Annotated in this window: 20 protein-coding genes and 1 rRNA gene; 11 read left to right on the plus strand and 10 right to left on the minus strand. The window is 63.8% G+C overall.

Features of this window, described 5'->3' with window-relative positions; genetic code table 11:
- Positions 1–144: 144 nt before the first annotated feature.
- Genes ACL9RJ_RS10610 through ACL9RJ_RS10620 form a run of 3 tightly spaced genes read left to right on the plus strand, consistent with a single transcriptional unit; the run spans position 145 to position 3,607 of the window.
- A complete protein-coding gene (locus tag ACL9RJ_RS10610; protein ID WP_017123755.1) occupies positions 145–1,548 on the plus strand; it encodes an APC family permease in 1,404 nt (467 codons plus the stop codon).
- A gap of 8 nt (positions 1,549–1,556) precedes the next feature.
- Positions 1,557–2,558, plus strand: coding sequence for an ROK family protein (locus tag ACL9RJ_RS10615; RefSeq protein ID WP_017123756.1), 1,002 nt, complete (start codon positions 1,557–1,559; stop codon positions 2,556–2,558).
- Between the two features lie 20 nt (positions 2,559–2,578).
- Complete coding sequence (locus tag ACL9RJ_RS10620) at positions 2,579–3,607, plus strand: SIS domain-containing protein (protein ID WP_017123757.1); 1,029 nt, start codon at positions 2,579–2,581, stop codon at positions 3,605–3,607.
- A gap of 6 nt (positions 3,608–3,613) precedes the next feature.
- On the opposite strand, the gene ACL9RJ_RS10625 is transcribed toward ACL9RJ_RS10620, so the two are convergent.
- A complete protein-coding gene (locus ACL9RJ_RS10625) occupies positions 3,614–3,958 on the minus strand; it encodes a hypothetical protein (RefSeq protein WP_212810558.1) in 345 nt (114 codons plus the stop codon).
- 117 nt (positions 3,959–4,075) lie between these two features.
- Positions 4,076–5,389 carry an MFS transporter gene (locus tag ACL9RJ_RS10630; protein ID WP_212810557.1) on the minus strand — a complete coding sequence of 438 codons (1,314 nt, stop codon included), beginning with the start codon at positions 5,387–5,389 and terminating at the stop codon, positions 4,076–4,078.
- Positions 5,390–5,719: 330 nt separating this feature from the next.
- Between ACL9RJ_RS10630 and ACL9RJ_RS10635 the strand changes: the two genes are divergently transcribed.
- Positions 5,720–7,138 carry a short-chain fatty acid transporter gene (locus ACL9RJ_RS10635; protein WP_017123760.1) on the plus strand — a complete coding sequence of 473 codons (1,419 nt, stop codon included), beginning with the start codon at positions 5,720–5,722 and terminating at the stop codon, positions 7,136–7,138.
- A gap of 159 nt (positions 7,139–7,297) precedes the next feature.
- On the opposite strand, the gene ACL9RJ_RS10640 is transcribed toward ACL9RJ_RS10635, so the two are convergent.
- Positions 7,298–7,588 carry a nucleotidyltransferase family protein gene (locus ACL9RJ_RS10640; RefSeq protein ID WP_212810556.1) on the minus strand — a complete coding sequence of 97 codons (291 nt, stop codon included), beginning with the start codon at positions 7,586–7,588 and terminating at the stop codon, positions 7,298–7,300.
- A gap of 235 nt (positions 7,589–7,823) precedes the next feature.
- On the opposite strand from ACL9RJ_RS10640, the gene ACL9RJ_RS10645 reads away from it, so the two are divergent.
- The 4 genes from ACL9RJ_RS10645 to ACL9RJ_RS10660 all read left to right on the plus strand — a co-directional run bounded on the left by ACL9RJ_RS10645 (position 7,824) and on the right by ACL9RJ_RS10660 (position 14,158).
- The gene (locus ACL9RJ_RS10645) at positions 7,824–9,524 is read left to right on the plus strand and encodes an acid phosphatase (protein WP_017123761.1); all 1,701 of its coding nucleotides are present in this window, start codon (positions 7,824–7,826) and stop codon (positions 9,522–9,524) included.
- 270 nt (positions 9,525–9,794) lie between these two features.
- Entirely contained in the window at positions 9,795–11,492 is a 1,698-nt protein-coding gene (locus ACL9RJ_RS10650; protein WP_017123762.1) for a molecular chaperone HscC, read from the plus strand.
- 12 nt (positions 11,493–11,504) lie between these two features.
- Entirely contained in the window at positions 11,505–12,887 is a 1,383-nt protein-coding gene (locus tag ACL9RJ_RS10655; RefSeq protein ID WP_212810554.1) for a J domain-containing protein, read from the plus strand.
- A gap of 95 nt (positions 12,888–12,982) precedes the next feature.
- Positions 12,983–14,158, plus strand: coding sequence for a hypothetical protein (locus ACL9RJ_RS10660; RefSeq protein ID WP_177085429.1), 1,176 nt, complete (start codon positions 12,983–12,985; stop codon positions 14,156–14,158).
- A 261-nt stretch (positions 14,159–14,419) separates the two neighbouring features.
- On the opposite strand, the gene can is transcribed toward ACL9RJ_RS10660, so the two are convergent.
- The 3 genes from can to ACL9RJ_RS10675 form a co-directional block, all read right to left on the minus strand.
- Positions 14,420–15,064, minus strand: coding sequence for a carbonate dehydratase (gene can / locus ACL9RJ_RS10665; RefSeq protein ID WP_017123766.1), 645 nt, complete (start codon positions 15,062–15,064; stop codon positions 14,420–14,422).
- Between the two features lie 92 nt (positions 15,065–15,156).
- Complete coding sequence (gene rimI, locus ACL9RJ_RS10670) at positions 15,157–15,609, minus strand: ribosomal protein S18-alanine N-acetyltransferase (RefSeq protein WP_017123767.1); 453 nt, start codon at positions 15,607–15,609, stop codon at positions 15,157–15,159.
- Entirely contained in the window at positions 15,602–16,381 is a 780-nt protein-coding gene (locus ACL9RJ_RS10675; RefSeq protein WP_422765219.1) for an energy transducer TonB, read from the minus strand. Before ACL9RJ_RS10675 ends, rimI begins: the two co-directional genes overlap by 8 nt.
- Positions 16,382–16,549: 168 nt before the next feature.
- Between ACL9RJ_RS10675 and mksB the strand changes: the two genes are divergently transcribed.
- From mksB to mksF, 3 genes are read left to right on the plus strand one after another with little or no spacing between them, the layout of a single operon-like run.
- Positions 16,550–17,830, plus strand: coding sequence for an Mks condensin complex protein MksB (gene mksB, locus ACL9RJ_RS10680; protein ID WP_017123769.1), 1,281 nt, complete (start codon positions 16,550–16,552; stop codon positions 17,828–17,830).
- Positions 17,820–18,533 carry an Mks condensin complex protein MksE gene (gene mksE / locus ACL9RJ_RS10685; RefSeq protein ID WP_017123770.1) on the plus strand — a complete coding sequence of 238 codons (714 nt, stop codon included), beginning with the start codon at positions 17,820–17,822 and terminating at the stop codon, positions 18,531–18,533. The genes mksB and mksE overlap by 11 nt, the downstream gene beginning before the upstream one ends.
- On the plus strand, positions 18,530–21,370 hold the full coding sequence (gene mksF, locus ACL9RJ_RS10690) for an Mks condensin complex protein MksF (RefSeq protein WP_177119623.1): 2,841 nt from the start codon (positions 18,530–18,532) through the stop codon (positions 21,368–21,370). The genes mksE and mksF overlap by 4 nt, the downstream gene beginning before the upstream one ends.
- 118 nt (positions 21,371–21,488) lie before the next feature.
- Here the strand turns inward: mksF and ACL9RJ_RS10695 are convergent, their stop codons facing one another.
- The 4 genes from ACL9RJ_RS10695 to rrf form a co-directional block, all read right to left on the minus strand.
- Entirely contained in the window at positions 21,489–23,792 is a 2,304-nt protein-coding gene (locus tag ACL9RJ_RS10695; RefSeq protein ID WP_422765220.1) for an MlaD family protein, read from the minus strand.
- On the minus strand, positions 23,785–24,408 hold the full coding sequence (locus tag ACL9RJ_RS10700) for a paraquat-inducible protein A (protein ID WP_177119625.1): 624 nt from the start codon (positions 24,406–24,408) through the stop codon (positions 23,785–23,787). The genes ACL9RJ_RS10695 and ACL9RJ_RS10700 overlap by 8 nt, the downstream gene beginning before the upstream one ends.
- Positions 24,395–25,054, minus strand: coding sequence for a paraquat-inducible protein A (locus tag ACL9RJ_RS10705; protein WP_017123774.1), 660 nt, complete (start codon positions 25,052–25,054; stop codon positions 24,395–24,397). The genes ACL9RJ_RS10700 and ACL9RJ_RS10705 overlap by 14 nt, the downstream gene beginning before the upstream one ends.
- Before the next feature lie 151 nt (positions 25,055–25,205).
- Positions 25,206–25,321, minus strand: a 5S ribosomal RNA gene (rrf, locus tag ACL9RJ_RS10710).
- Positions 25,322–25,550 lie beyond the last annotated feature (229 nt).

Raw genomic sequence — 25,550 nt, forward strand, 5'->3', positions numbered from 1 at the left:
TCTACACCTCGGTCGCAGTAGCTCCTCGGGCGACCGCAACCCATAACAATAACGATACCGAGTCGATGGAAGCCCTCGCCGGCGCGCAGCACCCTTGCCACCTGCCCTCCACCTTCCGTCACTCGCACAAGAGGTCGTCACAGCATGAGCACAAGCATCCCCACCGGGCAGGGTTCGTCCGGCATCAAGCGAAAAATCGGTCTGTTTCCCGCCACGGCCCTGAACATGAGCCAGATGTGCGGCGTGGGTCCCTTTATCACCATTCCCACCATGATCGTCATCATGGGCGGCCCGCAGGCTTATCTTGGCTGGATCCTCGGCGCGCTGCTGGCGCTGTGCGATGGCCTGGTCTGGGCCGAACTCGGCGCCTCGCTGCCCGGTGCGGGCGGGACCTACGTGTACCTGCGCGAAGCCTTCGGCAAGCGCACCGGCAAGCTGCTGCCCTTCCTGTTCGTGTGGACCGCGATGCTGTTCATCCCGCTGATCATGTCCACCGGGATCATCGGCTTCGTGCAATACCTGACCTGGTTCTGGCCGGACATGAGCCAGACCGCCGGCAACCTGATCGGCCTGGTCCTGATCTGGGCCATCACCTTCATGCTCTGGCGCAAGATCGAGTCGATCGCCAAACTGACCATCGTGCTCTGGGTGATCATGCTGATCAGTATCGGCGCATTGATTGTCGCCGCCCTGAGCAACTTCCACGCCGACCTGGCCTTCAGTTTTCCGGAAGGCGCCTTCAACCTCGGTGACAGCAGTTTCTGGCTCGGCATGGCCGGCGGCCTGACCATCGGCATCTACGACTACCTGGGCTACAACACCTCGGCCTACCTGGCCGGTGAAGTGGAACAGCCGGGCCGGGTGATTCCCAAATCCATCGTGCTGTCGATCGTCGGCATTCTCGCGGTCTACCTGCTGATGCAGGTCGGCGTGCTGGGCGTGGTGGACTGGCACCGCATGCTCGACCCGGAATCGGCGGCCTACAAGTCCGTCGCCTCGGTGGTGCTGAGCGAAACCTGGGGCAATACGGCAGCGGGCGTGGTCACCGTGCTGATCCTGATCACCGCCGTGGCTTCGGTGTTCGCCGGCTTGCTGGGCGGTTCGCGGGTGCCGTTCGAAGCGGCGAAGGACAAGGTGTTTTTCAATGCTTTCAGCGTCACCCATCCCAAGCATGACTTCCCCGTCTACGGCATCCTCAGCATGGGTGTGCTGACCTCGGTCGGCTTCATGATCGGGCGCCTCACCGACCTCACCACGCTGATCCAGCTGCTGACCACGGTGATGATCCTGGTGCAGTCGGTGGCCCAGATCATTTCGCTGTTCGTGCTGCGCAAGACCAAGCCGCACCTGGAGCGTCCCTACAAGATGTGGCTGTATCCGGTCCCGGCCGTCATCGCACTGGTAGGCTGGATCTATATCTACTTCGCTTCCAACCACAACGCCCCCGGCGCCTATCCGATCCAGTGGTCGCTGGTGTGGGTCGCGGCGGGTTGCGTGGCCTATCTGTTCTGGGCCCGGGCACACCGGCTCTGGCCTTTCAATAAGTGATAGCAACGATGTTCGAGCCGTTGAATACCCCGGGCGCCACGGCGCCCACCCAAGGTGTGCTGCTGGCGATCGATGTCGGCGGGACCAAGACCCAGGTCGCCTGTTATGACCCGGCGAGCCAGCACCTGAGCACCCGCAGGCTGGCGACCCATGCCGACGGCCTGCGCGGCGAGCCGGCGCTGGAGCGCATCCTCCAGGCCGCCCGGGCCTGCGTCGCCGACTTTGGCGACGTGCCGGTGGCCAGCGTGGCCGCCGTGTTTCCCGGCGTGGTGCGCGGCAGCCGGCTGTTGATGGCGCCAAATACGCCGGGCTTCGAAGACCTCGACCTGCCGGCCCTGCTCGGCAGCGGCCTGGGCACCGAGGCGGTGATGCTCGACAACGATGTCAAGGCCGGGGCCCTGGCGGAAGCACGCTGGGGCTCGCTGGTGGGCATCGATGACGCGATCTACCTCAACCTCGGCACCGGGCTCGCCGCCGCCGCCATCGCCAACGGTCGCCTGATTCGCGGCCGTAACGGTGCGGCCATGGAGATCGGCTATATGCTGGAACCCTTTCTCGATCCGCTGCGCGCCGACCAGTGGCGAACCCACGAAAAAGGCGCGGCGCCCCTGGAGGAGTTCTTCTCGGGCACCGCCCTGACCCAGCTGGCGAACGAAATGCTCGGCCACGGCCACCGCGCCCTGGACCTGTTCGCCAGTGACGACCGCGCCGTGCGCGAGGCCCTGGAACAACGTATCGCCGGCATGGCGGTGCAGGTGGCCAACCTCGCGGTGGCGCTGGACGTCGGTCGGATCGCGATTGGTGGCGGCCTGTTCCACCAGGCATCGACCCTGGCCCCGGTGATCGAGCAGTTGATCCGCCAGGTGGTGCCGTTTCCACCGCAGATCGTCGCCGCCCATTTCACTCACGATGCGCCGCTCTGGGGCGCGTTGAGCATGGCCATGGACGCCGCCGGACTGAGTTTTATCCCCGGCGACCTTCTTTCCCTACCCGACAGCCCGCGTGGCTGAAGCACCCAGGTAACCCTGTTATGTCGCTGATGCGCCAAGAAACCCTGTCGATCCCCGCCATCGTGCAGCACATGCTCGACGACGATACCGCGATCAACGCACTGGCGGACCGCTTGGCCGCCGACCTGCCGGAACTGATCATCAGTGTCGCCCGTGGCAGTTCGGATCACGCCGCCGCTTTCTTCGGCTACGCGATGATGAGCCAGCTGGGAATTCCCTGGCTGTCGATCCCACTGTCGCTGGTCAGCCTGCAACAACCACCGCTGCGCTTGAAGAAATGCTGGGTGGCGGCGCTGTCCCAGTCGGGCAAGAGCCCGGACCTGATCGCCAGCGTGGCCTATCTCAAGCAGTTGGGCGCCAGCGTCGCGGCCTTCGTCAACACCGCCGGTTCGCCGCTGGCCGCCGCCAGCGATGCCGAGGTGCTGTTGCCGGCCGGGCTGGAACAGAGCGTGGCGGCGACCAAGAGTTATGTCGCGATGCTGATGGCCGGTGTCCAGACCGTCGCTGCTCTGGGCGCCCGGCGAGGCCACGACAGCGGTTTGCGCGCCGCCCTGCACAGCCTGCCCGGGGCCCTGGCCGCAGTGGCCAATGAAGAATGGTCACTGGCGCTGAAGGTGTTGCAGACCGCCGACAAGATGATAGTCATCGGGCGCGGCCCGGCGCTGCCGATTGCCCAGGAAGCGGCGCTGAAACTCAAGGAGACCTCGGGCATCCAGGCCGAAGCCTTTTCCAGCGCCGAAGTGCGCCATGGTCCGATGGAAATCATCGAGGCCGGTTATCCGGTGCTGGTGTTCGCCCCCTCCGGACCGGAACAGGCCGGGACCCTGGCATTCGCCGAGGATATGCGCCTGCGCGGGGCCCAGGTCATGGTCGTGGCACCGCCTGGCACGCCCGGCGTGGAGTTGCCCAGCGTTGCCACCGTCCATCCGCTGCTGGAGCCCTTCACCATGATCCAGGGGTTCTATCTGATGGCGGCGAAACTGGCCGAGTTGCGTGGGCGCAATCCCGATCAGCCGCGCTTTCTCAAGAAAGTCACGGAAACCCGTTGATCCGGCTCAGAACACCCACACTGGCAAATGCTCCTTCAGTGGCAGTTCATCGATATGGCCACTGAATCGCACGCCTTCGGCCTGCCGGTTGGCTTCGGTCCGCGGGTTATGGAGCACGCTGCGAAACACCGCATTTTTCAGCGAAGAAGACTGCCGCACGAACGCTGCCTGGACAATGGGACTGACACAGTGCGGCGTTTGCGCCTGTGGACAAGGGGGCAAGACCGGCGAACGCCATGCCCCAGGCAACAGGTGTCCGGGAAACGGCCCGCCGGCTGATCCTGCCAACGGTGCCGCCAAGGAAGTGCCGAGGGCGATGCCCACGGCCAGCAGCAGTACACGAAAATCCATTTCGAAATGCCTCTTGCGGGAAAATGCCTGAACCGACGCCGCCACTCCGTGCGTTGTCCTGTCCAGAATGTCAGAACGTCAACCTCCTCGAAAAAACCGGATTCCACCGGTTGATCTTCAATGCCCGGTGCAAGGCTGCGAATCGGCACTCATGGCGATCCGTCCACCAAAAAACAGCGCCGTCAGGACCCCGACCGTGCCCATCACCAGGCAATACCCCACGCAGACCCAGGGGCTCCAGGGCATCAGGCCGATCAGCAGCAACGGCGTGGTGCTCGCCCAGAGAGCGTAGGCAATATTGTAGGTAAACGAAATGCCGGACACGCGGATCCGGCTCGGAAACAACCCCACCATCACCGACGGGACCGCCCCCACCACGCCACAGGCCAGTCCGGCCAGGGCATAGGCCAGGTTGATCCAGGCACCGCCACTGATCAGGCAGGCGTACAGCAGTGCCACGCCCACCGGCAGCAGCAGGCTGTAGAACAGCACCGCGCGCCAGGCGCCGATACGGTCCACCAGCAGACCGGCGAGGACACAACCGATATTCAGGAACACGATACCCAGGCTGCTCAGGGCAAAGGTGTGGCTGGCGCTCATGCCGAAGGTTTTCTGCATGACGGTCGGAGTGATCACCACCAGCACCACCACCGCCGAAGTCAGCACGCAGGTCAGCAGCATCGCCGGGAAGATCGAACGACGATGATCGCGCAGCACCGCCCGCAACGGCAGTTCGCCGCCGGCCGCACGCTGGGCCTGCAGGGCCATGAATACCGGAGTCTCGCTGAGCCAGCGGCGCAACCAGACGCCGATCACCCCGAACACACCGCCGAGCAGGAAGGGCAGGCGCCAGGCGAAATCGAGAATCTCCGCAGGGCTGTAGACCCGCGCCAGCAAGGTGGCCGTCAGCGCGCCGAGCAGATAACCGAAGGTCAGCCCAGCCTGCAGCACGCCAAGGGCATAACCGCGATGTCCCGGCGGTGCATGCTCGGCCACGAAGACCCAGGCGCTGGGTACCTCGCCGCCCACCGCCGCGCCTTGCAGCACCCGCAGGAACAACAGCAACAGCGGTGCCCAGTAACCGATCTGGGCATAGGTCGGCATCACCCCGATCAACAGGCAGGGCAAGGCCATCATCAGGATGCTCAGGCTGAACACGCGCTTGCGCCCCAGGCGGTCGGCAAAGTGCGCCATCAGGATGCCGCCCAGCGGCCGGGCCAGGTAACCGGTGACAAAGATCCCGAAGCTTTGCAGCAGTCGCAGCCACTCGGGCATTTCCGGCGGGAAGAACAACTGACTGAGGGTCAGGGCGAAAAACACGAAGATGATGAAATCGTAGATTTCCAGCGCACCGCCCAGCGCGGCCAGGCCCAGGGTCTTGTAGTCGGACCGGGAAAAGCGGCGATTTCGCGGATAAGAATCAACGGTCATAAAAGGACTCTGGATACCGTATTCGGAAGCAGCACTACCGGCTGTCCGGGACTGTACGAAAAACACTCAGGCAAGCCCGTTATTACGCGGCTCGCGACCGGCCAAGGTTAGTGCAGTTGCCTGCAACCACAACCTCAAACCTGCCTGCGGGTCACTTTTTAGCAGAAAACTGCGTGCCCGGTTCCGTTTTTCGACAACCGAAACCAACGGGTACCGGAACCTGTACCGCTTTGCAGCGGGCCCCGATTGACGCATTCTTGCGCAGTTCTCGAGTGCCTCCACCTGGAGCGCTCGACCTCCTGACAACCATAAAAAAAACGAGGTACTTCCGTGGCCGCTGTCATTGATGAAAGCCGCTATGCCCGCTTTGCCCTGCGCTGCTCGAACTGGGCCGAGCGCTGGTTTCCCGACTCCTGGGTGTTCGCCGCGCTGGCGGTGATCATCGTCGCCCTCGGCACCCTGGCCATGGGCGCCAAGCCGACCGATGCCGCCATGGCCTTCGGCGACGGTTTCTGGAGCCTGATCCCGTTCACCATGCAGATGGCCTTCGTGGTCATCGGCGGTTATGTGGTCGCCAGTTCGCCGCCCGCGGTGAAACTGATCGACCGCCTGGCGCGGATCCCGAAGAACGGTCGTTCCGCCGTGGCCTGGGTGGCGCTGATTTCCATGGTCGCCTCGCTGCTGAACTGGGGCCTGTCGCTGGTGTTCGGCGGCCTGCTGGTACGTGCCCTCGCCCGCCGTACCGACCTGCGCATGGACTACCGCGCCGCCGGCGCCGCCGCCTACCTCGGTCTCGGTGCGGTATGGGCCCTGGGCCTGTCGTCGTCCGCCGCGCAGTTGCAGGCCAACCCGGCCAGCCTGCCGCCGTCGATCCTGTCGATCACCGGGGTGATTCCGTTCACCCAGACCATTTTCCTCTGGCAGTCCGGGGCCCTGTTGCTGGCCCTGATCGTGGTCTCGCTGGCCGTCGCCTACGCCACCGCCCCCGGCCCGAATTCGGCCCGCGATGCCAAGGCCTGCGGGGTCGATCCGAGCTTCAACCTGCCGCCGCTGAGCCCGCGCACACGTCCCGGCGAGTGGCTGGAACACAGTCCGTTGCTGACCATCCTGCTGGCCTTGCTGGCCGCCGGTTGGCTGTTCCATGAGTTCTCGACCAAGCCGGCGATCAGCGCCATCTCGGGCCTGAACACCTACAACTTCCTGTTCCTGATGGTCGGTGCCCTGCTGCACTGGCGGCCGCGCAGCTTCCTCGACGCGGTGTCGCGGGCGGTGCCGACCACCACCGGGGTACTGATCCAGTTCCCGCTGTACGGCTCGATCGCGGCGCTGATGACCACGGTCAAGGGGGCCGACGCCCAGACCCTGGCCCATCACATCTCGACCTTCTTCACCCAGATCGCGTCCCACGATACCTACGCCCTGCTGATGGGCGTGTACTCGGCGGTACTGGGCTTCTTCATCCCGTCCGGCGGTGGCAAGTGGATCATCGAGGCGCCGTATGTGATGCAGGTCGCCAACGAACTGAAGTATCACCTGGGCTGGGCGGTGCAGATCTACAACGCGGCCGAAGCCCTGCCGAACCTGATCAACCCGTTCTACATGCTGCCGCTGCTGGGCGTGCTGGGCTTGAAGGCGCGGGACCTGATCGGCTTCTCGTTCGTGCAGTTGCTGGTGCATGCGCCGCTGGTGCTGTTCCTGCTCTGGGCGCTGGGGACGACCCTGGCCTATAGCGGGCCGGTAATGCCTTAGCTGAAACCTTCTGGAGGGCTGATCATTGCTGCTCGGAACAGCAACGATCAGCCTGGGTTCTCAGACTCATTCGGCAGGCACTTCAATAATTGCGGTAATGCGGTTTGTCCACACTCGCTTGCCGCATGTGCTCAAGATAATCGCCCAATCGATTATCGGTCATACCGGGCAAGCCTGAGCCAAAACCTGCTCGCGGAACCTCACCGGAAGATCGGCTGGGGTCAGCAAATCGACGGACACCCCAAGTAAATCCTCCAATTCGATCTGCAAGCCGCCCAAGTCGAACAAGGTCGCCCCTGGCAACGCGTCCACCAATAAGTCGAGGTCACTGCCCTCTTTATCGGTGCCACTCAGGACCGAACCAAAAACCCTGGGATTGGCAGTATGAAAGCGACCGACAACTTCACGCACAGCGACTCGTTTAAGCTCCAGCGCGGCAGAAGGTTTCATGAGGTGCATTCTCGAAAGAGGCCAGACAGGTTTCAGTCTAACAGCGGGCTGGAGCAAGAGCACGACTGCCGATCGACACGTTGAGCCCTACGAGGCATAACGCCACGACTGCCCTCCCCCCACCGCAATCGGCATACTGGCCGGCTGGACGGCCATCGCCGTTCTGTCACATTGCGTTGCTAGCGTGCGATGCGAAATATTTTGTTACGTCTAACCCAGCCAGCAGGAACCCAGGATGAGTGACGAGAAAGACCTCGAGCAGTCGCAGACCGACGCCGCCGATACCCCCACCGATACCAGTCGCCGCCGCTTTCTCGGCGGTGTCGCCGTGCTGGGCGTGGGCGCGACCCTGAGTGCCTGCGGCTCGTCGAGTGATCCGGGCAAGCAGCCGCCGGCCGAGGAGTTGTCGGGCGCGGCGCTGGACAAGGCCCTGCAGGACCAGGTGAAGACCGTGGTGGTGATCTATGCCGAGAACCGCAGCTTCAACAACCTGTTCGGTGATTTTCCGGGTGTCGAGAAGCCTCTCTCATCCCTCAAGCCCGCGGACTATCAGCAATACGACCGCGACGGCAGCCTGCTGCAGACCTTGCCGCCGGCCTGGGGTGGCGTGGTCCAGGTCGGCCCGCAAAGCCTCGATGGCGTGACCTACCCGGTGGAAACCCAGTACCAGGAAAACCTGCCCAACGCGCCTTACGCGCTCAAGGGCCCGAGCGGCGAAGACCTGCCCCTGGGGGTGGTGACCCGCGACCTGTGGCACGTGTTTTACCAGAACCAGATGCAGATCAATGGTGGCAAGAACGACCGTTTCGTCGCCTGGGCCGACTCCGGTGGCCTGACCATGGGTTACTACGCCCAGACCCGCTATTCGTTGCGCCTGTGGGACGTGGCGAAGGAGTTCGTGCTCTGCGACAACTTCTTCCAGGGAGCCTTTGGCGGTTCGTTCCTCAACCACCAGTACCTGATCAGCGCCAAGGTGCCGTTCTATCCAGACGCCGCCAATTCGGTAGCCAAGCCACAGATCGCCAAGGTACAGAGCGACGATCCGACCGACCCGCGCCTGATGCCGCTGGAAAAATCCCCCGCCAGCGCCATGAGCGGCCCGCCGCAATTCGGGCCGAGCGCGCTGACACCCGATGGTTATGCGGTGAACACCATGGCTCCGCCGTACTGGCCGACCTGGATCCGCGACCCCGAGCGCCCGGACTACGCCAAGCCGGACCTGCCGACCGTACTGGTGCCGCAGACCCACGACCATATCGGCGACAAGCTGTCGAAGAAGAATATCGACTGGGCCTGGTACGCCGGTGCCTGGCAGGTGACCCTGGAGCAATTCAAGGACTCGGGCGGCATTCCGAAGATCCCGAACTTCCAGTATCACCACCAGCCGTTCAACTACTTCACCCGCCAGGGCCCGGAAAATCCGGGCGAGCGGGCCAGGCGCCTGCGCGATGGCGGTCTGGGCGACGAGACCAGCACCAACAAGTTTCTCGCCGACGCCGCGGCGGGCAAACTGCCAGCGGTGACCTTCTACAAGCCCCAGGGCAACCTGAACATGCACGCCGGTTATGCCGACGTGGCGGCCGGTGACCGGCATATCGTGCGGGCCCTGAAAGTGCTGCGCGAAAGCCCGCAATGGAAAAACATGGTGGTGGTGGTCACGGTCGACGAGAACGGCGGCTGGTGGGACCACGTGGCACCGCCGCAAGGCGATCGCTGGGGCCCGGGCACCCGGGTTCCGGCCCTGGTGGTGTCGCCGTTCGCCCGCAAGGGCACGGTGGACCATACGGTGTATGACACCGCCTCGATCCTGCGCCTGATCACCCGGGTCTTCCAGCTGGAAAAACTCGATGGCCTCAAGGAGCGGGACGCGGCGATGACTGCCCGTGGCCAGAAACCGATGGGCGACCTGACCAACGCGTTGCGCTTTACCGCCTGACGCAAGCGCCTGGCCCGATGATCGTTCCCACGCTCCGCGTGGGAATGCCTCATTGGACGCTCCGCGTCCGCGGTCGTGACGCTCTGCATCACGGCTGCAGGCCCACGCAAAGCGTGGGAACGATCACCCACCGACAGCAACGCTTCCCATCTCGTCGCAAATAATGGCCTTGCGCCACTATCTCCTTTACCCCTTCATCACTCCGGTAATATCCTGACTGGATATTATTCTGTTTCCGCTTTTTACCGACCGTAAAGGGAGTTCGCCGCAATGATCGTAGGGATTGACCTGGGGACCACCAACAGCCTCGTCGCCGTCTGGCGCGGGGAAGCCAGTGAGTTGGTGCCCAATGCCCTCGGCCAGTTCCTGACCCCGAGCGTGGTCGGTCTCGATGATGAAGGCCGGGTGCTGGTCGGCCAGGCGGCAAAGGAGCGCCTGCACACCCATGCGCGCAGCACCACCGCGTTGTTCAAGCGGCATATGGGCAGCGCCCAGGAAGTGCGCCTGGGTGATCGTCTGTTCCGCCCGGAAGAGCTTTCCGCACTGGTGCTCAAGAGCCTCAAGGAAGACGTCGAACGCGCCTACGGCGAGACCGTGCACGAAGCGGTGATCAGTGTTCCGGCCTACTTCAGCGATGCCCAGCGCAAGGCCACGCGGATCGCCGGCGAACTGGCCGGGCTGAAAGTCGAAAAGCTGATCAACGAACCCACCGCCGCCGCCCTCGCCTACGGCCTGCACCAGCGGGACAAGGAAACCTCGTTCCTGGTCTTCGACCTCGGCGGCGGGACCTTCGACGTCTCGATCCTCGAACTGTTCGACGGCGTCATGGAAGTTCGCGCCAGCGCCGGTGACAACTTTCTCGGCGGCGAGGATTTCGACGCGGTCCTGCTCGAACGCTTTGTCGACAGCCAGCGCAGCGCAGCGGACTTCCCGGAACGGACCAGCGTGCTCCAGCCGCTGCGCCGTGAAGCCGAACGGGTGCGCAAGGCCCTGGGCCAGGACGCCAGCGCCGAGTTCACCCTGCGGGTGGATGGCCGGCAGTGGAGCCATACCTTCACCCAGCCGCAGTTGGCCGATCTCTACGCACCGCTGCTGGAACGCCTGCGCGGCCCGATCGAGCGGGCCCTGCGCGATGCCCGGATCCGTGTCAGCGACCTCGATGAAATCCTCCTGGTCGGCGGCACCACGCGCATGCCGCTGGTGCGCAAGCTGGCGGCCGGACTGTTCGGACGCTTCCCGTCCATCAGCCTCAACCCCGACGAAGTGGTGGCCCATGGCGCGGCGATCCAGGCCGCGCTCAAGGCCCGCTCGGCGGCCCTGGAAGAGGTGGTGCTGACCGATGTCTGCTCCTACACCCTGGGTATCGAGACGTCCCAGCAATACGGCCAGCAGATCGAAAGCGGGCACTATCTGCCGATCATCGAGCGCAACAGCATTGTCCCGGTCAGCCGGGTCAAGAGCGTGTACACCCTGCACGACAACCAGGAAGTGGTGAAGCTGAAGATCTACCAGGGCGAAAGCCGCCTGGTGCGCGACAACGTGTTCCTTGGCGAGCTGGAAATGCCGGTGCCCAAGCGCAAGGCCGGCGATGTCGCCCTGGACGTGCGTTTCACCTATGACAACAACGGTCTGCTCGAAGCCCAGGTCAGTGTCCCGCTGACCGGCGAACAGCATTCGCTGATCATCGAGAACAACCCCGGGGTACTCACGCCGGAGGAAATCCAGCAGCGACTGCAGGCCCTCGCCCTGCTCAAGGTGCACCCACGCGATCAGCAAGTGAACACTGTGCTGACCGCACGCCTGGAGCGGCTCTACCAGGAAAGCCTGGGCGAGTTGCGCGAGCGTATCGGCCAGTGGGCCGGGCACTTCCAGCAGGTACTCGAGACCCAGGACGAACGACGGATCCGCGAGGCCCGCAGCGAGCTGAGCGAACACCTGGACCGACTCGACAACGGCATCTGGCATTGAGGGGACGGTGACATGGACTGTTGGTCGATACTGCAACTGCCCGACGACGCCGATCAGCGCAGCATCAAGCGCAGCTATGCGCGGCTGCTGAAAACCACCCGGCCGGATGATGACGCCGAAGGTTTCCAGCGCTTGCGCGAAGCGTACGAAGACGCCTTGGAAATTGTCCGCTGGCGGGATGACGACGAAGACGTTGCCGAGCTGTCGGTGGCGGCGCCCGTCGCTGTCAGCGAAGTATCCCGCCACGACACCTTGCCCACCGAGGTCGTGCAGCAGCAGGAATGGCTGACGCCCGGGCAGGCGGCGAGACTGATGCAGGAATACCGCCAGGTGCTCCAGGATCACCTGCAAGCCGGGCGCGAGCGTGAATTCGTCAATCAGCTGAAACTCTACAGCGGGCTACCCTGGCTGCAGGTCTTCGACCACCGGCAGGAGTGGCAACACCTCATCCTGCAACTGCTCCACGAAACCCGCTGGAGCCTGCCGCTGTTCGAACGGGTCTGTCAGCTGTTCGGCTGGGATGAGCGCACGGGCGTCACGCCGGAGCCGGCCTGGGTCTGGCGCGCGCTGATCCAGCGCTGCGAACAGGAAGGTTTTTATCAACAGCTCCTGGCCAAGGCACAGAACCCACAACCCTGGAACGCCAACCAGTTGGCCGCGCACCTGCTGCTGATGCCCCTGACCCGCGCCCAGCAGATGGCGCTGTACCAACGTTTCGAGGCGGCGGAATGGCAAGCCTGCCAGCAACTGGCCGAAACCCTGGCCTACCAGTACCCGGCGCTGCTCGAACGCCTGCCCGACCCGGACGTGTTCTTCTGGCGCGAGTTCACCCCGCGGCCCGTGCCGGGCAATAGCTGGAGCTGGCTGTGGGCGGCCTCGGCGCTGGCCCTGCTCCTGCATTTCCTGCCCCTGCTGGCGCAGAAAGTCCTCCACGGCGAGTCGAGCTGGGTCACGCTGATGCTGGCTGGCACCTGGGCGCTGATTCCGGTCTGGGTCGGACGGTTCCTGATGCCGCGCTGGTTGACCCTGAGTTCGAGGTTCATCGTCCAGGATGTGCAATTGAGCCAGCGCCTGCTGCCCCGGCGGATCAACCCGAACGGCTACTGGCTGGTGCTGCGCCACGGCGTGCCGCAGGCGGTCCTGGCCCTCTGTTTCTGGGCCGCGCTGGGCGCCCTGGGGCTCGGGACCTTTGTCGGCGTCGGCCTGATCGGTCTGTTCGATCACTCACGGCGTGGTGCCGAACGACCGGCATCGGGCTGGCAGCGGCCCCTGCAGGCCGTCCTGCACTGGACCCAGTGGAGCCCGGCGCAACTGGGCTTCTTCCTGATCATGCTGGGCGTGACGGTGACCTGCATCTTCATCTACCCCGGTTTTCCGCTGACCCGCCCGAGCTAGTGCCGGGTCGGGACGGCAAAAGAGGCATCCAGGACAAATCTGTACCAGTATGTACCTACCCCCACCATGGGGCTCACGCTGAAAAGGATCTGAGCATGTCGAAACTCGCAGTACTGTCGTCCACCCTCGCCGCGCTGACCCTGGGCATGGCCAGCGCCCACGCCGATGTCGACCTGAAGCTGGGCAGCACCGAACGGGTCACCCAACTGTTCGCCTACCCCAACAACTGCAACGTCATCTGCTACCGCAACTGGACCCTGGAGCAGACCGCCGAGCACTACCTGAACCAGAGCGTGCAACGCGACGGCTACAAGGACGCCAAGGTGACGGTGAAAACTGACAACGGCCAGTTGTACGCCCACTTCAGCGGCGTTCCGAACGGCTACGACAAACCGCTGGCGGCCCTGCTGGATGCCGGTGACCTGGCCTACAAGGGCGCCTCGAAACTCAATGCCGACGGCAAGTGGGAATACAGCTGGTACCTGTTCCTGCCGTTGGGCATGGCCCTGGACAACCGCAAGAGCGTCGAACTGCTGCATTTCCCGCCGGATTACTCGCTGACCCAGGCCCAGGACTACCTGGAGTCGAAAACCACCGACCGCTGGGCCGAGCTGCTGACCGACAACGGCATCCCCGCCGACCAGACACCGGCTTACCAGACCATCGTCGACATCGCGCCGATTGCCGCGCCGTCCAACGCCGGCAGTACCCTGGAAGGGGTCTACGGGTATTTCACCGACTACCAGACCACCATGGTCAAGGAAGTCAGCGTGACCGCCAAGGGCACCGCGCTACCGATGGTGGCCTTCGGCGCACCGGTACGGAACTGGATCAAGCAGCAGTATGGCGCGACGGTCGCGGTGCTCGGCCTGGCCGAGATCAGCCCGAGCGCCGGCGTCAAGGTGCCGGTCCTGGGCTCCAACCATCCGAGCTATATCTGGTATGCGGCGGATCCGGCCAGCTATGGCGGCGACCAGGCCAAGGCCGATGCCGCGGGCCTGAAGGTCATGGGCCAGGACCTGAGCGCCGCCTGCTGGCAGGCGGGAATGGGCCAGAAGCCGGGCAGCGATCCATCGGCCCAGCTCAAGAGCTGTACCGAGAACTGGCAGGTGACCAACAAGGAAAAAACCTGTGAGCTGTTCTATGTCTCGGTGCGCAACCTGAGCGAAGCCGACGCCGAGAAGAAATGCGCGACGCCGTCGATCAAGACCGAGCTCCAGCAACTGCGGGCACCGGCGCCAACGCCGATGACCGCGGTGCCGCATATCTGAGCAAAGCAAGCAACGCCGGGTCCTGCGGGAGATTACCCTGTGGGAGCCGGCTTCCAGGGAAGCCGCATCGCAGCGAAAGCGGCGGCGCGGCTTGCACCGCTATCGCTGGCAAGCCAGGCTCCTACAAGGTCCCAGGCTTGCCGATAGTCCGTGGCCAGACCCCGTCCTGTGTAGGAGCTGGCTTGCCGGCGATGGTATCGACGCGGTGTTCTGTCAGACCACGTCGCCTGCATCGCCCGCAAGCCGGCTCCTGCGATCAGCCTAGGGCGCGTCGACAGGCCGCAGCCGATACTGCGGCGGCAATTGCTCGAAGCCGCTGATGGTGGTGTCCAGGCTCTTCCAGCGACCATCCTTGATCCCGTAGATGCAACCGTGCACCGACAGGCTCTGCCCGCGATGCCAGGCGTTCTGGACAATGCTGGTGTGGGCGACGTTGGCCACCTGCTGGATGACGTTCAGCTCGCACAGGCGGTCGACCTGCTCTTCCTCGGTCGGCAACTGCGCCAGCGCCTTGCGATTCTCGTAATAAAGATCGCGAATCGAGCGCAGCCAGCCATCGATCAGGCCGAACTGGCGGTCCTGCATCGACGCGCGCACACCGCCACAACCGTAGTGGCCGGTGACCAGGATATGCTTGACCTTGAGTACATCCACCGCGTACTGGATCACCGACAGGCAATTGAGGTCGGTGTGCAGCACCACGTTGGCCACGTTGCGGTGGACAAACAGGTCGCCCGGCAACATGCCGACGATTTCGTTGGCCGGCACCCGCGCGTCGGAACAGCCGATCCAGAGGAACTCCGGAGTCTGTTGGCGTGCCAGCTTGGCGAAGAACTCCGGGTCCTCTTCCTTGATCGCAGCGGCCCAGCGCTCGTTGTTATCAATCAGGTCTTGTAGTTCGTTCATGCTGTAAGGCCTCGAGAATGATGCACAGCTGTGACAACCGACCGTCGGTCGGGGTCACGCCCGCGATCGCGACAAATGCCATTCGACCGGGCTCAGTCGACCAGGGTGGCGGCCATGACCAATGCATCCTCGCGCCCACCGACCGCCGGGTAATAGTCGCGCCGTCGCCCGACTTCATTGAAACCGTAGCGCTCGTACAGACGATACGCCGTCTGGTTGCTGTCGCGAACCTCCAGGAAGCATTCGCGGGCCCCCATGTCATAGGCCTGCTTCATCAGCTCTTCGAGCAGTCGCAGCCCCAGGCCACGGCCCTGGCTTTCCGGCTTGACGGTGATATTGAGCAGATGCGCCTCGTCGATGATCACCTGGATCACCCCGTGCCCCACCTGCTGGCTGCCTTCGAACATCAGCCAGACCTTGTAGGACTTGAGGGCGTCGGTAAAGATGCCACGGGTCCAGGGATGACTGAACGCCGCATATTCGACCTTGAGGATCGCCTCCAGGTCGGCCTCGGTGGCCAGGCGAAAACTGATTGCATCACTCATCAACGCTTTTCCAACGCGCCATCAGCCGACGCATGGCTTGCCAGACATCAGCCTTACGCTGTGGCTCTTCCATTAATAATTCCAGGCCGGGCAGCGCCCAGGCCGAACCCAGGCCTTCGACCTGGAGTTCGCGGTTGTACGATTCGGCGTTGGCCTCCCCGGCAAAACGCACCGCCGGCAGGCCGATCAGCCACAGGCAGGCGCATTCGCCTTCTTCCAGGCGCGCCTGGACAAAGCCCTGGACGAACTCTCGGGCACGGTCCGGGCCCTGGTCGAGGTTGCCGCGCGCCAGCAACGGCCAGCGCACCGGCTCGCCGATGATCTGCGGCACATCCGGCAGGCCCGCGGCGCGCAACATGTCCTTGAGCAACAGGTAGGACGGATCGCGGCTCTGGAAGGCCTGGCCGGTCACCAGCTCCACCAGCAGCAGGCAACGCCCCGCCCGCAGCAATTGCAGGGAGAAACGCGGTGGCGGGAGCTGGGCCACCTTGGCCGGTGCCGGTGCCTCTTCGGCAACGACCGCCGGCTTGCTTTCCGCCCGGTTGGCCGGTGATGGCCGCGGCACCTCGATTTTCGGCCGTTCGGCCGGCCTGGCCGCGGGTTCGGCGACGGTTCGCACCTCCGGCACCGCCGGCGGCGCCTCGACCAACGGCTCCGGCTCGACAAACAGCTCCGGGCGCGACGGCGCGGCGAACGGCAGTTCGGTACGGGGCAGCCAATGGACCACCTGCATGGCGGTCAGATAAGCGCGGCGGCGGGACTCGATAAGCAAGGGGCGGCCATCTGTGGATAAGTTGAAGACCGGGATTCTACCGTTCTTCGGCGAAGATCGCCCGCTGTTGATCGCAACAACACCTGTCCTCTGATCACCTGGGGATAAATCGGGCGCGTCATGCAGTACAATCGCTCCTTTTAATTTGCCAACCAGCCGGCCTCTCCCATGATCGAACCCAAGCGCGTCTTGCGCGCCCTCGCCGAGCACTGGGCCCTTCTGGAGCCCCTGTGCGAACACTTCGACCAAGGCACCCTGAGCCTCGGTGAGCTGCGTCAACAATTGGCCGCCCAGCAACTGGACAGCACGCCCCAGGACATCACCAGCCTGCTGGACGTATGGATTCGCCTCGACATCCTGGTCCCGGTGGCGAAAAGCCCGAACCGTTTCGAGCTGAATGCGCAGATCCATGACTTCCTGGCCTACCTGCGCCGCGAGCACCGCCTGGGCCTGTGCCTGGAGATCGAAGCGTACCTGCGCCACCTCGAGCGCCTGGCCGGGTATATCCAGGACGCCTTCGATATCCGCGACGGCAACGACCTGGCCCGCCAGCTGCGCCTGCTCGACATGCGCGTGCGCGACGTCCTGAAAAAACTCGCCAACGACGAACAGGCCCTGGTGGCCGTCGCCGAGCGGGCCAAGACCAGCGACCGGCAGATCCCGCTGCGCCAGCGCTACGCCGAGGTCCTGGCGACCTGGGACGAATACGTCGAGCCGATGATCCAGCTGGTGAATGCCGACGGCGCCTTCGAACAGGGCGTGCGCAAGGTCGAGAACGTCCTGCTGCGCATGCTCAGCGAACAGCAGCGCCTCGGCCACCTGGTGGACGACGACATGCTGCTGCGCACCCACGCGCGGATCCTGGAGATGCAGACCAGCGCCCAGCTGACCCTGCGTCATGCCCGCGAACTGCTGCTGCCGCTGCGTGAAGAAGCGCGTCGGCACAATGCCGTGACCCGTGGCGCGGCCCTGGCGCTGTCGGTGATCCGCCGCAAGGGCCTGGACGCCGTGCCGCAAGCGGCCATGCCGATGTTCACCCGGCCGCAGAGCACCTTTCTCGGCAGCTCCGGGCAGGTCGAAGCCTATGTCTACGCCCTCGCCCGCTTCGAGGCCAAGCCGTCGCGCTTCCCCAAGGCACACAAGTCGTCCAAGGGCGGCGAGTCGCCACGGGCACCGCGCACGGTCAAGGAAATGCTCGAACGCTGCACCGACGCCCTGCCGATGCCGGACCTGATGAGCTGGCTGCTGGAACAGGAGCCGGACGGCGCCACCGACGAATTGCTGTACTGGTTCTCGCGCCTGTCGCGGGAAAAGCGTTTCCAGCGCGAACGTCTCGAACGCCGCGACTACTACACACAGGAGCATCAGGTCAGCCTGCGCTCCTTCGCCCTGCTCTCGCGTGTTGAAGAAACCGCCGAGAATTCCGCGAGCACACCCCATGCATCTTGATCTTTCCGAACTGTCCCAGCTGGCGCCGATCTTTCGCGAGCTGTTCAAGGGTTACCACGTCAGCCGCCGCGACCCGGAGCTGTACGCGCAACTGTCGAACTTCCAGGACCAGTACCGCACGCTGTTCAAGGCCCTGGGCTTCGAACTGGTCTGCGATACCCGTGGTTTCTACTACTTCGTCCCGGACAATGCCGCCGCCCAGGTGAACAAGACCGCCCAGCGCCTGGCACTGTTCACCTTCATCCTGGTGGAACACCTGGCTGACCAGGGTCGCGACCCGATCGCCGTGCTCGACGGTGGCAGCCTCGGTCGTGACGAACTGCCATCGCTGCTGGACAAGTACCGCGACCTGTTCGTCCAGGCCGAAGTCACCACCCAGGACGAGCTGGAAGAAAAGATCATGCGCCGCATGACCCAGCTCGGTTTTGCCCTCGAAGAGCCCGGCCTGTACCGCTTCCTGCCGCCGATGCACCGTTTCCTCGATGTCTGCCTGTCGGTCCAGCAGGACCGCGACATGGCCGCCAGCCTGCACAGCGTGCTGCCGTTGCCGACGCCGGTACTGGTGGATGACGACAGCGACGAGAAGCTGCTGGAAACCGATGATCCGCTGGACCTCAGCGAATTCGCCGAACCGCAGGAAGAAAGTGAAGAGCAGGCGCTGGCCCGTGCCATCGCCGCCGAGCAACAGGAGATGGACGCATGAGCCAGGAACGCTACGGTATTCGCCGCTTCGCCCTGCTGAACACGGCCGGCTACAGCCTCGGGCTGTTTCCCCTCGAACACCCGCTGTCGGTCTACGGGGCGAACAACCTCGGCAAATCGGCTTCGATCAACGCCTTGCAGTTCCCGATCCTGGCCCGCATGTCGGACATGAGCTTCGGCAAATACAGCCTGGAACAGTCGCGCCGTTTCTACTTCGCCAGCGACACCAGCTACATCCTCGTGGAAGTCGCCCTGCCCCACGGCCCGCACGTGATCGGCGTGGTCGGCCGCGGTCCGGGCGGTGGCTTCGGTCACCAGTTCTTCGCCTATGCCGGACAACTGGACCTGGCCCACTACCAGAAAGACGACACCTGCCTGCGCCAGAAAGAGCTGTTCAACAACCTTGAGCGCAACGGCCTGAAAGCCTACGAACTCAAGCCTGATGAACTGCGCCGCCTGCTGGTCGGCGGGCACACGTCGATCCCGCTGGACCTGACCCTGATCCCGCTGCGCTCCACCAGCGAACAGAGCCTGAAGACCTTCCGCGCCCTGTTCATCAACCTGTTGCACATGCGCGAAATCACCGCGGCCAAGCTCAAGCAGCTGTTCCTCGATGCCTTCGAGCACAGCCTGCGTTCCGGCAGCGTCGACTATATCGCCGCCTGCGAAGAGGCCTTCCGCGATGTGCGGCGCATGGAGCAGGACTACAACTCGCTGGTGGCCGCCGGCCCGCTGGTCGAGGCCCTGGCCGCCGGGGTGCGTTCGCGTGATGTCCTGCGCGGCAAGCTGCATCGGATCTCGCCGTTGCTGGACTCGTTGCTGGGCACCTGGTCGGACTACGCCAGTGCGCGCAAGGAAGAGCTGCTGATCCAGTCCGAGCATTACCGCAACGAGCAGGACGCGCTACAGAACGACCAGCGCGGCAGTACCCAGGAGCTGATGCGCCTGGAGCGGGAAATCAGCGGTATCCAGCGCTGGCTCGGCGAGTTGTCGGTGCTCAGGCATCGCTTTGCCCTGGTCGACGACGTGAAGGTCCTGGAACAGCAACTGCTGGCCGCCAAGGATGCCCACGACGAACTGGCCGGTGCCCTGGCCCAGTCCCGGCAGTTCAGTGCCGAGGATCTGGAAGAGCGCCTGCGCGATCTGGAAAAACGCCTGAAGTCGGTCAAGCAGCAGCTCGACCACGCGGACAACAACAGCTACGCACGCTTGCGCGAAGAGTTCTCGCAGCAGGATGTCGAGCGCCTGATGCGCCTGTTCAACAGCGCCCTGTTCAGCCTGCCGCTGGGCGAGCACGGCATTGCGCTGGACGACGACGGCGAGTGGGTCAAGTCGCTGGAACTGATCCTCGACGGTTTCAAGGGCGAGCGCTTCGAAGTGCCGGGCCTGTCCATCGACCTGTCGCATATCGAGCCGCCGGCGCTCCAGGCCCTGGCGGATCGCGCCGCGTTGCGCGATCAGAAGGAGCGCCTGGACAAGGAGCTCAAGCAACTGAAGACCCAGCAGGCCGTGGCCGCCGACCGCGCGGCGAGCAAGACGCAGACCGAAGCGCTGTACCAGCAGGTGCTGGATGCGCAGAAGGCCCTGGAAGACTTCCGTCGCGCCGAAACCCTCGGGGCCGAGGAAGGCGACAAGCTGGAACAGCTGGCACAGATGGAAGCCGCCCAGGACGAACTGAAGCGCTCCAGCGACGCCTTTACCGAGCGCGTCCAGCAGCTCTCGGCCAAGCTGCAACTGGTCGGCCGGCAGATCGGCGACATGGAGGCCAAGCAACGCACCCTCGACGATGCCCTGCGCCGTCGCCAGTTGCTGCCGGCGGACCTGCCGTTCGGTACGCCGTTCATGGACCCGGTCGACGACTCCATGGACAACCTGCTGCCGCTGCTCAACGACTATCAGGACAGCTGGCAGGGCCTGCAGCGGGTCGACGGGCAGATTGAAGCGCTGTATGCCCAGGTCCGCCTCAAGGGCGTGGCCAAGTTCGACAGCGAAGACGATGTCGAGCGGCGCCTGCAACTGCTGATCAACGCCTATGACCACCGCACCGACGAAGCCCTGACCCTGGGCAAGGCCCGCCGCGCGGCGGTAACCGACATCGCCCGGACCCTGCGCAATATCCGCAGCGACTACGACAGCCTCGAGCACCAGTTGGCGTTGTTCAACCGCGAGATCAACAAGCGCCAGGTCTCCAACCTGCAGAGTTTCCGCATCGTCCTGGCCCCGAACAAGGAAGCGCTCAAGCATATCGACCAGATCATCCACAGCGCCGGCCAGTACGAAGAAGGCGAGACGCTGTCGGTGTTCGACCTGAGCCAGAGCGCCGAGCAGGACAACAAGAACGAAGAGGCCAAGGAATACCTGGCGCGGCTGGTGGCGGCCAACCACAACCAGCTGGGCCTGAAGGACCTGTTCGAACTGGCGTTCGAGATCACCAAGGTACATGGCCAGCCGGTGATCCACACCGATATCGACGGCGCCGCTTCCAACGGCACCACCATGACCATCAAGGCGCTGACCAACATGTACCTGTTGCTGCACCTGATGGACCGCGACCAGGCCGGGCGCGTGCGCTTGCCGTACTACCTCGACGAGGCCGCGGATATCGACGAGAAGAACCAGGCGGCGCTGCTGGAAACCAGCCTGCAACTGGGCTTCGTGCCGATCCTGGCGAGCGTCAAGCCGCAGGTCTCGGCCCATGTGGCCATCGACCTGGAAGGCGGCAGCGGACCCAACGGGATCTATATCGACGAGGCGGACTGGAAGTACATCCGTCGCCACGATCAGGTCAGGGCGACCCTGCAGAGCGAAGCCTCGGAGCCGGAACTGGACGAGGCCTGATTCCGCAGGCCTTCGTCTCTGCTGTGGGAGCGGGCTTGCCCGCGAAGAACGATGACGCGGTTTGCCAGATAGCACCGCGTTGCCTGCTTCGCGGGCAAGCCCGCTCCCACAGGCGGTGTTATTTACCGAGAGTGATCTTCGGCGCCCAGGTCAGCCACTCGTCCTCGAACTTGTCGAACAACGGGAAGGTCTGCTGCGGTCGCGCCGCGCTGCCCATCCGCTCGCCGTCCGGCGTGGCGAAGGCAATCCCGCCCTGGATCAGCGTCTCCAGCGACTCGGTACGCACCGTCACGCCCTTGAACAGGCCGAAATCGGCACCGAACCCACTGGTATTCCAGAACCGGCTGCCAGTGCGCACCAGCGGCGCATAACGCGGCTCGATCAGGATATGGATCAGCACCCGGTCCGCCGTGGCGCCCAGTTCGTACCCCGTGACCTTGCCCACGGTCACTTCGCGATAGGTCACCGGCACGCCTTCCTTCAGCGAGCCGCGGCGGGCGGCACTCAGGGTCAGGCTCAGGCCGGCTTCCGCGGCTACCGTCTCCGGGGCCTGCTTCAGCGCAACGAAGTCCTTCTGCGGGCCCTGCTTCCTGGCCGCCGGCTGCACTTCAATGTATTGCCCGCTCACCAGGGTTTCGAGATTGGCGGTCTTGATCAGCCCCAGTTCCGGCTTGACCACCCAGAACTGGCTACCGACCCGGGCGATCCTGTCCGGCACTTCGGTAATCCGTGCCGACAGCAGCACCGATTGCAGATCGTCGCTGAGGCCGACGCTTTCGATCTTGCCCACATCCAGCCCCTTGAAGCGGACCGGCGTGCCACTGCGCAGGCCGTCGGCACGATCGACCCGGATGGTGATCACGGTGCCTTGCTGCTGGGCGTCGTCATGGTTGGCGAACAGGCGGAAACGCGGGATGCGTCTCTTCAGCGGTGCTTTCTCCTGCGGCGTCTCGAAGGCGATGCCCCCGGCGATCAGAGTCTGCAATGACTCGCTTTTCACCTGGATGCCGCCGGTCAGGCCACCGGTGAGGGTGATGCCACTGACGTTCCAGAAACGGGTCGAGGCGTTGACCAGGCCCTCGTACTCTTTCTCGATATGCACGCCGATGACCACCTGCTTGCGGTCACGGGAGAACTGGTAGCTCTGCACCGAACCGACCTTGACCTGCTTGTAGAGGATCGGGCTGCCGACCTCCAGGGAGCTGAGGTTGTCGGTGAACAGCACCAGGTGCAGGCCGGGGGAACGCAGGTCCAGCGGCGGCGCCTTGGCCCGGGCCTCGAACTCCCGCTGTGGATGGCCGCCCTTGTCGCCGGGGCGAATGGCGATGTAGTTACCCTTGACCAGGGCCTCCAGGCCGGTGATGCCGGCCAGGGAAATCGACGGCTTGACCACCCAGAACTGGGTGCCATCCACCAGGTAGTCCTCGGCCAGGGGATCGAGGGTCAATTCGGCGTTGGCGCTGGTCAGGTCGGGATCGATCTTCAGGGTCTTCAGGCTACCGACCTGGATCCCCTTGTACATGACCGGGGTGCGCCCGGCCTGCAAGCCTTCGAAGTCACTGAGCTTCACTTTCACGCGGATCCCGGCCTGGGCGGCGTCGAAGTCCTCGTAGAGACGGAACGGCAGGCTCGGATCGGTGGGCGGGCTGTCCTTGCGGTTCTCCGGGGTGGCGAAGGCGATACCTCCGGCAACGATACTGGCCAGCGATTCGCTACGGACCTTCACGCCGGACAGGTTGGCGTCGATGCTGATGCCGCTGGCATTCCAGAAACGCGTGTGTTTACGCACCAGGTTGGCGTAGGCGGGCTCGATGAAGACCTTGAGCTCAACCATGTTCTGGTCCGGGGACAACGCGAAGCTCTTGATCTGGCCAACCTGGATCTGCTTGTAGAACACCGGGCTGCCACGGTTCAGCGAGCCCAGGCGTTCGGCCTTGATGGTGATGTGCAGGCCTGGCTTGAGATCCGACAGCGGCGGCTCCTGGGACAGGGCCTTGAACTTGCGCGAGGGCTCGCCATCGCCGGGGCTGACGGCGATGTAGTTACCGGAGACCAGGGTTTCCAGGCCGGTGATACCGGCCAGGGTGACGCTCGGCTTCACCAGCCAGAAGCGGGTATTGGTGCGCAGGGACGATTCGACATCCTTGTTCATCTCGACGGTGGCCACTACGCCTTTGGTGGAGCCTTCGGCGTCCAGGGTCAGCGCCTTGACCTTGCCGATCGGCATGCCCTTGTAGACGATTTCGGTCTTGTTGGCCTGGATGCCTTCACCACTCTCGAAACGAACCTGGATTTCGATACCGGTCTGGTTATAGGCCCGCCAGCCGAGCCAGCCGCCAATGATCAGGGCGATCAGCGGCAGGACCCAGATGGCCGACCAGTTCGAGGCCGGACGGGTTTTGGCTTTTGGCAAATCACTCATGGTCGTCGTCCGACTCCGTGTTGTCCCAAATCAGTCGGGGATCAAAAGTTACTGCAGCAAGCATCGTCAACACCACCACACTGGCAAAGGCCACCGCGCCGAGATTGGCCTCGACGCTGGCAATTCTTCCGAAGTTCACGACCGCCACCAGGATGGCGATCACGAAAATATCCAACATTGACCAACGGCCAATGAATTCGATGAAACGGTACATGATGATCCGCTGCCGGGCCGACAGCGGCTGATGGCGCTGCACCGAGAACAATAGCAGGGCAATGCCCACCAGTTTGAACGTGGGTACCAGAATACTGGCGACAAACACCACGGCGGCGATCGGGAACATGCCGTGCTGCACCAGGACGATGACACCGGCCATGATGGTACTGGGATCGCCTTTGCCCAGGGAACTGATGGTCATGATCGGCAGCATATTGGCCGGGATATAGAGAATGGCCGAGGTCAGCAGTAGTGCCCAGGTGCGCATCAGGCTGTTCGGGCGGCGCGGGTGTACCAGCGCACCGCAACGGGTGCAGACCTGTTCGTCGGCGTCCGGCTCCTGCCGGTTCAGCTCGTGGCATTCCGTACAGATCAGGATGCCCGCATCAATCGCCCGCATGTTCATCTTCTCCCGACAACGCCTGCCAGATCTGATGAGGTGACATCACCACCTCCAGCAGTACCTGGACCAACAACAGACTGACAAAACAGGCCAGGCCAAGGCCCAGGCTCAACTCCGCGAGATCCGCCAGCTTGACGATGGCGACCAGCACACCCATGAGATAGACCTCGAGCATGCCCCAATCACGCAGATGGTGATAAATGCGATAAAGCAGCAGGCCGTAGCTGCGCCCGATGTCCCAGCGGATGCTCAGCAACACCGCCAGCTGGCACAGCAACTTGAGCAGCGGAATGCCCATGCTGCACAGGAACACCACGACGGCGATGCCGGTCATGCCGGTGTTATGCAGGCCCAGCACGCCGCTCCACACCGTGTCCTCGGAAGAGCGTCCCAGAAGATTGAGTTGCATGATCGGCAGAAAGTTCGCGGGGACGTACAGCAACAGGGCCGCGATCACCAGGGCCAGGCTGCGCTCGACGACATTGTGGCGGTGGGCGTACAGCTCATAACCACAGCGCGGGCATTGGGCTTTTTCACCCAGTCCGAGCTGGGGCTTGCGCATCAGCAGGTCACATTCGTGACAAGCCACCAGCTCCTCCAGGGGCAGTTCAGACACCTGGGGAGTGTCAACCGGATCCGGCATAAATAGAGGCTCAGGCTCTGTAAAAGATTGAGCCTATTCTAGTGGGCCGGCTCGAAAATAACTGTGCAAATTTGTCGGGCTGCCACAGGACCGTTCGGCAGCGCAAAAACAAAACCCCAACTGCTTTCGCAATTGGGGTTTCGGAATTTAATCTTGACGATGACCTACTCTCACATGGGGAAACCCCACACTACCATCGGCGATGCATCGTTTCACTGCTGAGTTCGGGATGGGATCAGGTGGTTCCAATGCTCTATGGTCGTCAAGAAATTCGGGTACCGAGTCGTGGCCAGGGGCCGCGCTTCAGCAAATCGGGTATGTGATCGATATTCGGTGCTTTGTGAGCCGCAAACTTTCGGTTCGTTTCGTCTTCATACACCGCAATCTGGTCTCTTTCGCCTTTCAGCTTGGAGTAGCAAATTGCTTGGGTGTTATATGGTCAAGCCTCACGGGCAATTAGTACAGGTTAGCTCAACGCCTCACAGCGCTTACACAC

The sequence above is a fragment of the Pseudomonas sp. Mn2068 genome, assembly GCF_049319725.1.
In the GTDB taxonomy this organism is placed as follows: Bacteria; Pseudomonadota; Gammaproteobacteria; order Pseudomonadales; family Pseudomonadaceae; genus Aquipseudomonas; species Aquipseudomonas gingeri.

Excerpts from the sequence above, each read along its gene's own strand:
- ACL9RJ_RS10610 (WP_017123755.1), top strand. The coding sequence starts at position 145 with ATGAGCACAAGCATCCCCACCGGGCAGGGTTCGTCCGGCATCAAGCGA.
- ACL9RJ_RS10615 (WP_017123756.1), top strand. The coding sequence starts at position 1,557 with ATGTTCGAGCCGTTGAATACCCCGGGCGCCACGGCGCCCACCCAAGGT.
- ACL9RJ_RS10620 (WP_017123757.1), top strand. The coding sequence starts at position 2,579 with ATGTCGCTGATGCGCCAAGAAACCCTGTCGATCCCCGCCATCGTGCAG.
- ACL9RJ_RS10625 (WP_212810558.1), bottom strand. The coding sequence starts at position 3,958 with ATGGATTTTCGTGTACTGCTGCTGGCCGTGGGCATCGCCCTCGGCACT.
- ACL9RJ_RS10630 (WP_212810557.1), bottom strand. The coding sequence starts at position 5,389 with ATGACCGTTGATTCTTATCCGCGAAATCGCCGCTTTTCCCGGTCCGAC.
- ACL9RJ_RS10640 (WP_212810556.1), bottom strand. The coding sequence starts at position 7,588 with ATGAAACCTTCTGCCGCGCTGGAGCTTAAACGAGTCGCTGTGCGTGAA.
- ACL9RJ_RS10645 (WP_017123761.1), top strand. The coding sequence starts at position 7,824 with ATGAGTGACGAGAAAGACCTCGAGCAGTCGCAGACCGACGCCGCCGAT.
- ACL9RJ_RS10650 (WP_017123762.1), top strand. The coding sequence starts at position 9,795 with ATGATCGTAGGGATTGACCTGGGGACCACCAACAGCCTCGTCGCCGTC.
- ACL9RJ_RS10655 (WP_212810554.1), top strand. The coding sequence starts at position 11,505 with ATGGACTGTTGGTCGATACTGCAACTGCCCGACGACGCCGATCAGCGC.
- ACL9RJ_RS10660 (WP_177085429.1), top strand. The coding sequence starts at position 12,983 with ATGTCGAAACTCGCAGTACTGTCGTCCACCCTCGCCGCGCTGACCCTG.
- can (WP_017123766.1), bottom strand. The coding sequence starts at position 15,064 with ATGAACGAACTACAAGACCTGATTGATAACAACGAGCGCTGGGCCGCT.
- rimI (WP_017123767.1), bottom strand. The coding sequence starts at position 15,609 with ATGAGTGATGCAATCAGTTTTCGCCTGGCCACCGAGGCCGACCTGGAG.
- mksB (WP_017123769.1), top strand. The coding sequence starts at position 16,550 with ATGATCGAACCCAAGCGCGTCTTGCGCGCCCTCGCCGAGCACTGGGCC.
- mksE (WP_017123770.1), top strand. The coding sequence starts at position 17,820 with ATGCATCTTGATCTTTCCGAACTGTCCCAGCTGGCGCCGATCTTTCGC.
- mksF (WP_177119623.1), top strand. The coding sequence starts at position 18,530 with ATGAGCCAGGAACGCTACGGTATTCGCCGCTTCGCCCTGCTGAACACG.
- ACL9RJ_RS10695 (WP_422765220.1), bottom strand. The coding sequence starts at position 23,792 with ATGAGTGATTTGCCAAAAGCCAAAACCCGTCCGGCCTCGAACTGGTCG.
- ACL9RJ_RS10700 (WP_177119625.1), bottom strand. The coding sequence starts at position 24,408 with ATGCGGGCGATTGATGCGGGCATCCTGATCTGTACGGAATGCCACGAG.
- ACL9RJ_RS10705 (WP_017123774.1), bottom strand. The coding sequence starts at position 25,054 with ATGCCGGATCCGGTTGACACTCCCCAGGTGTCTGAACTGCCCCTGGAG.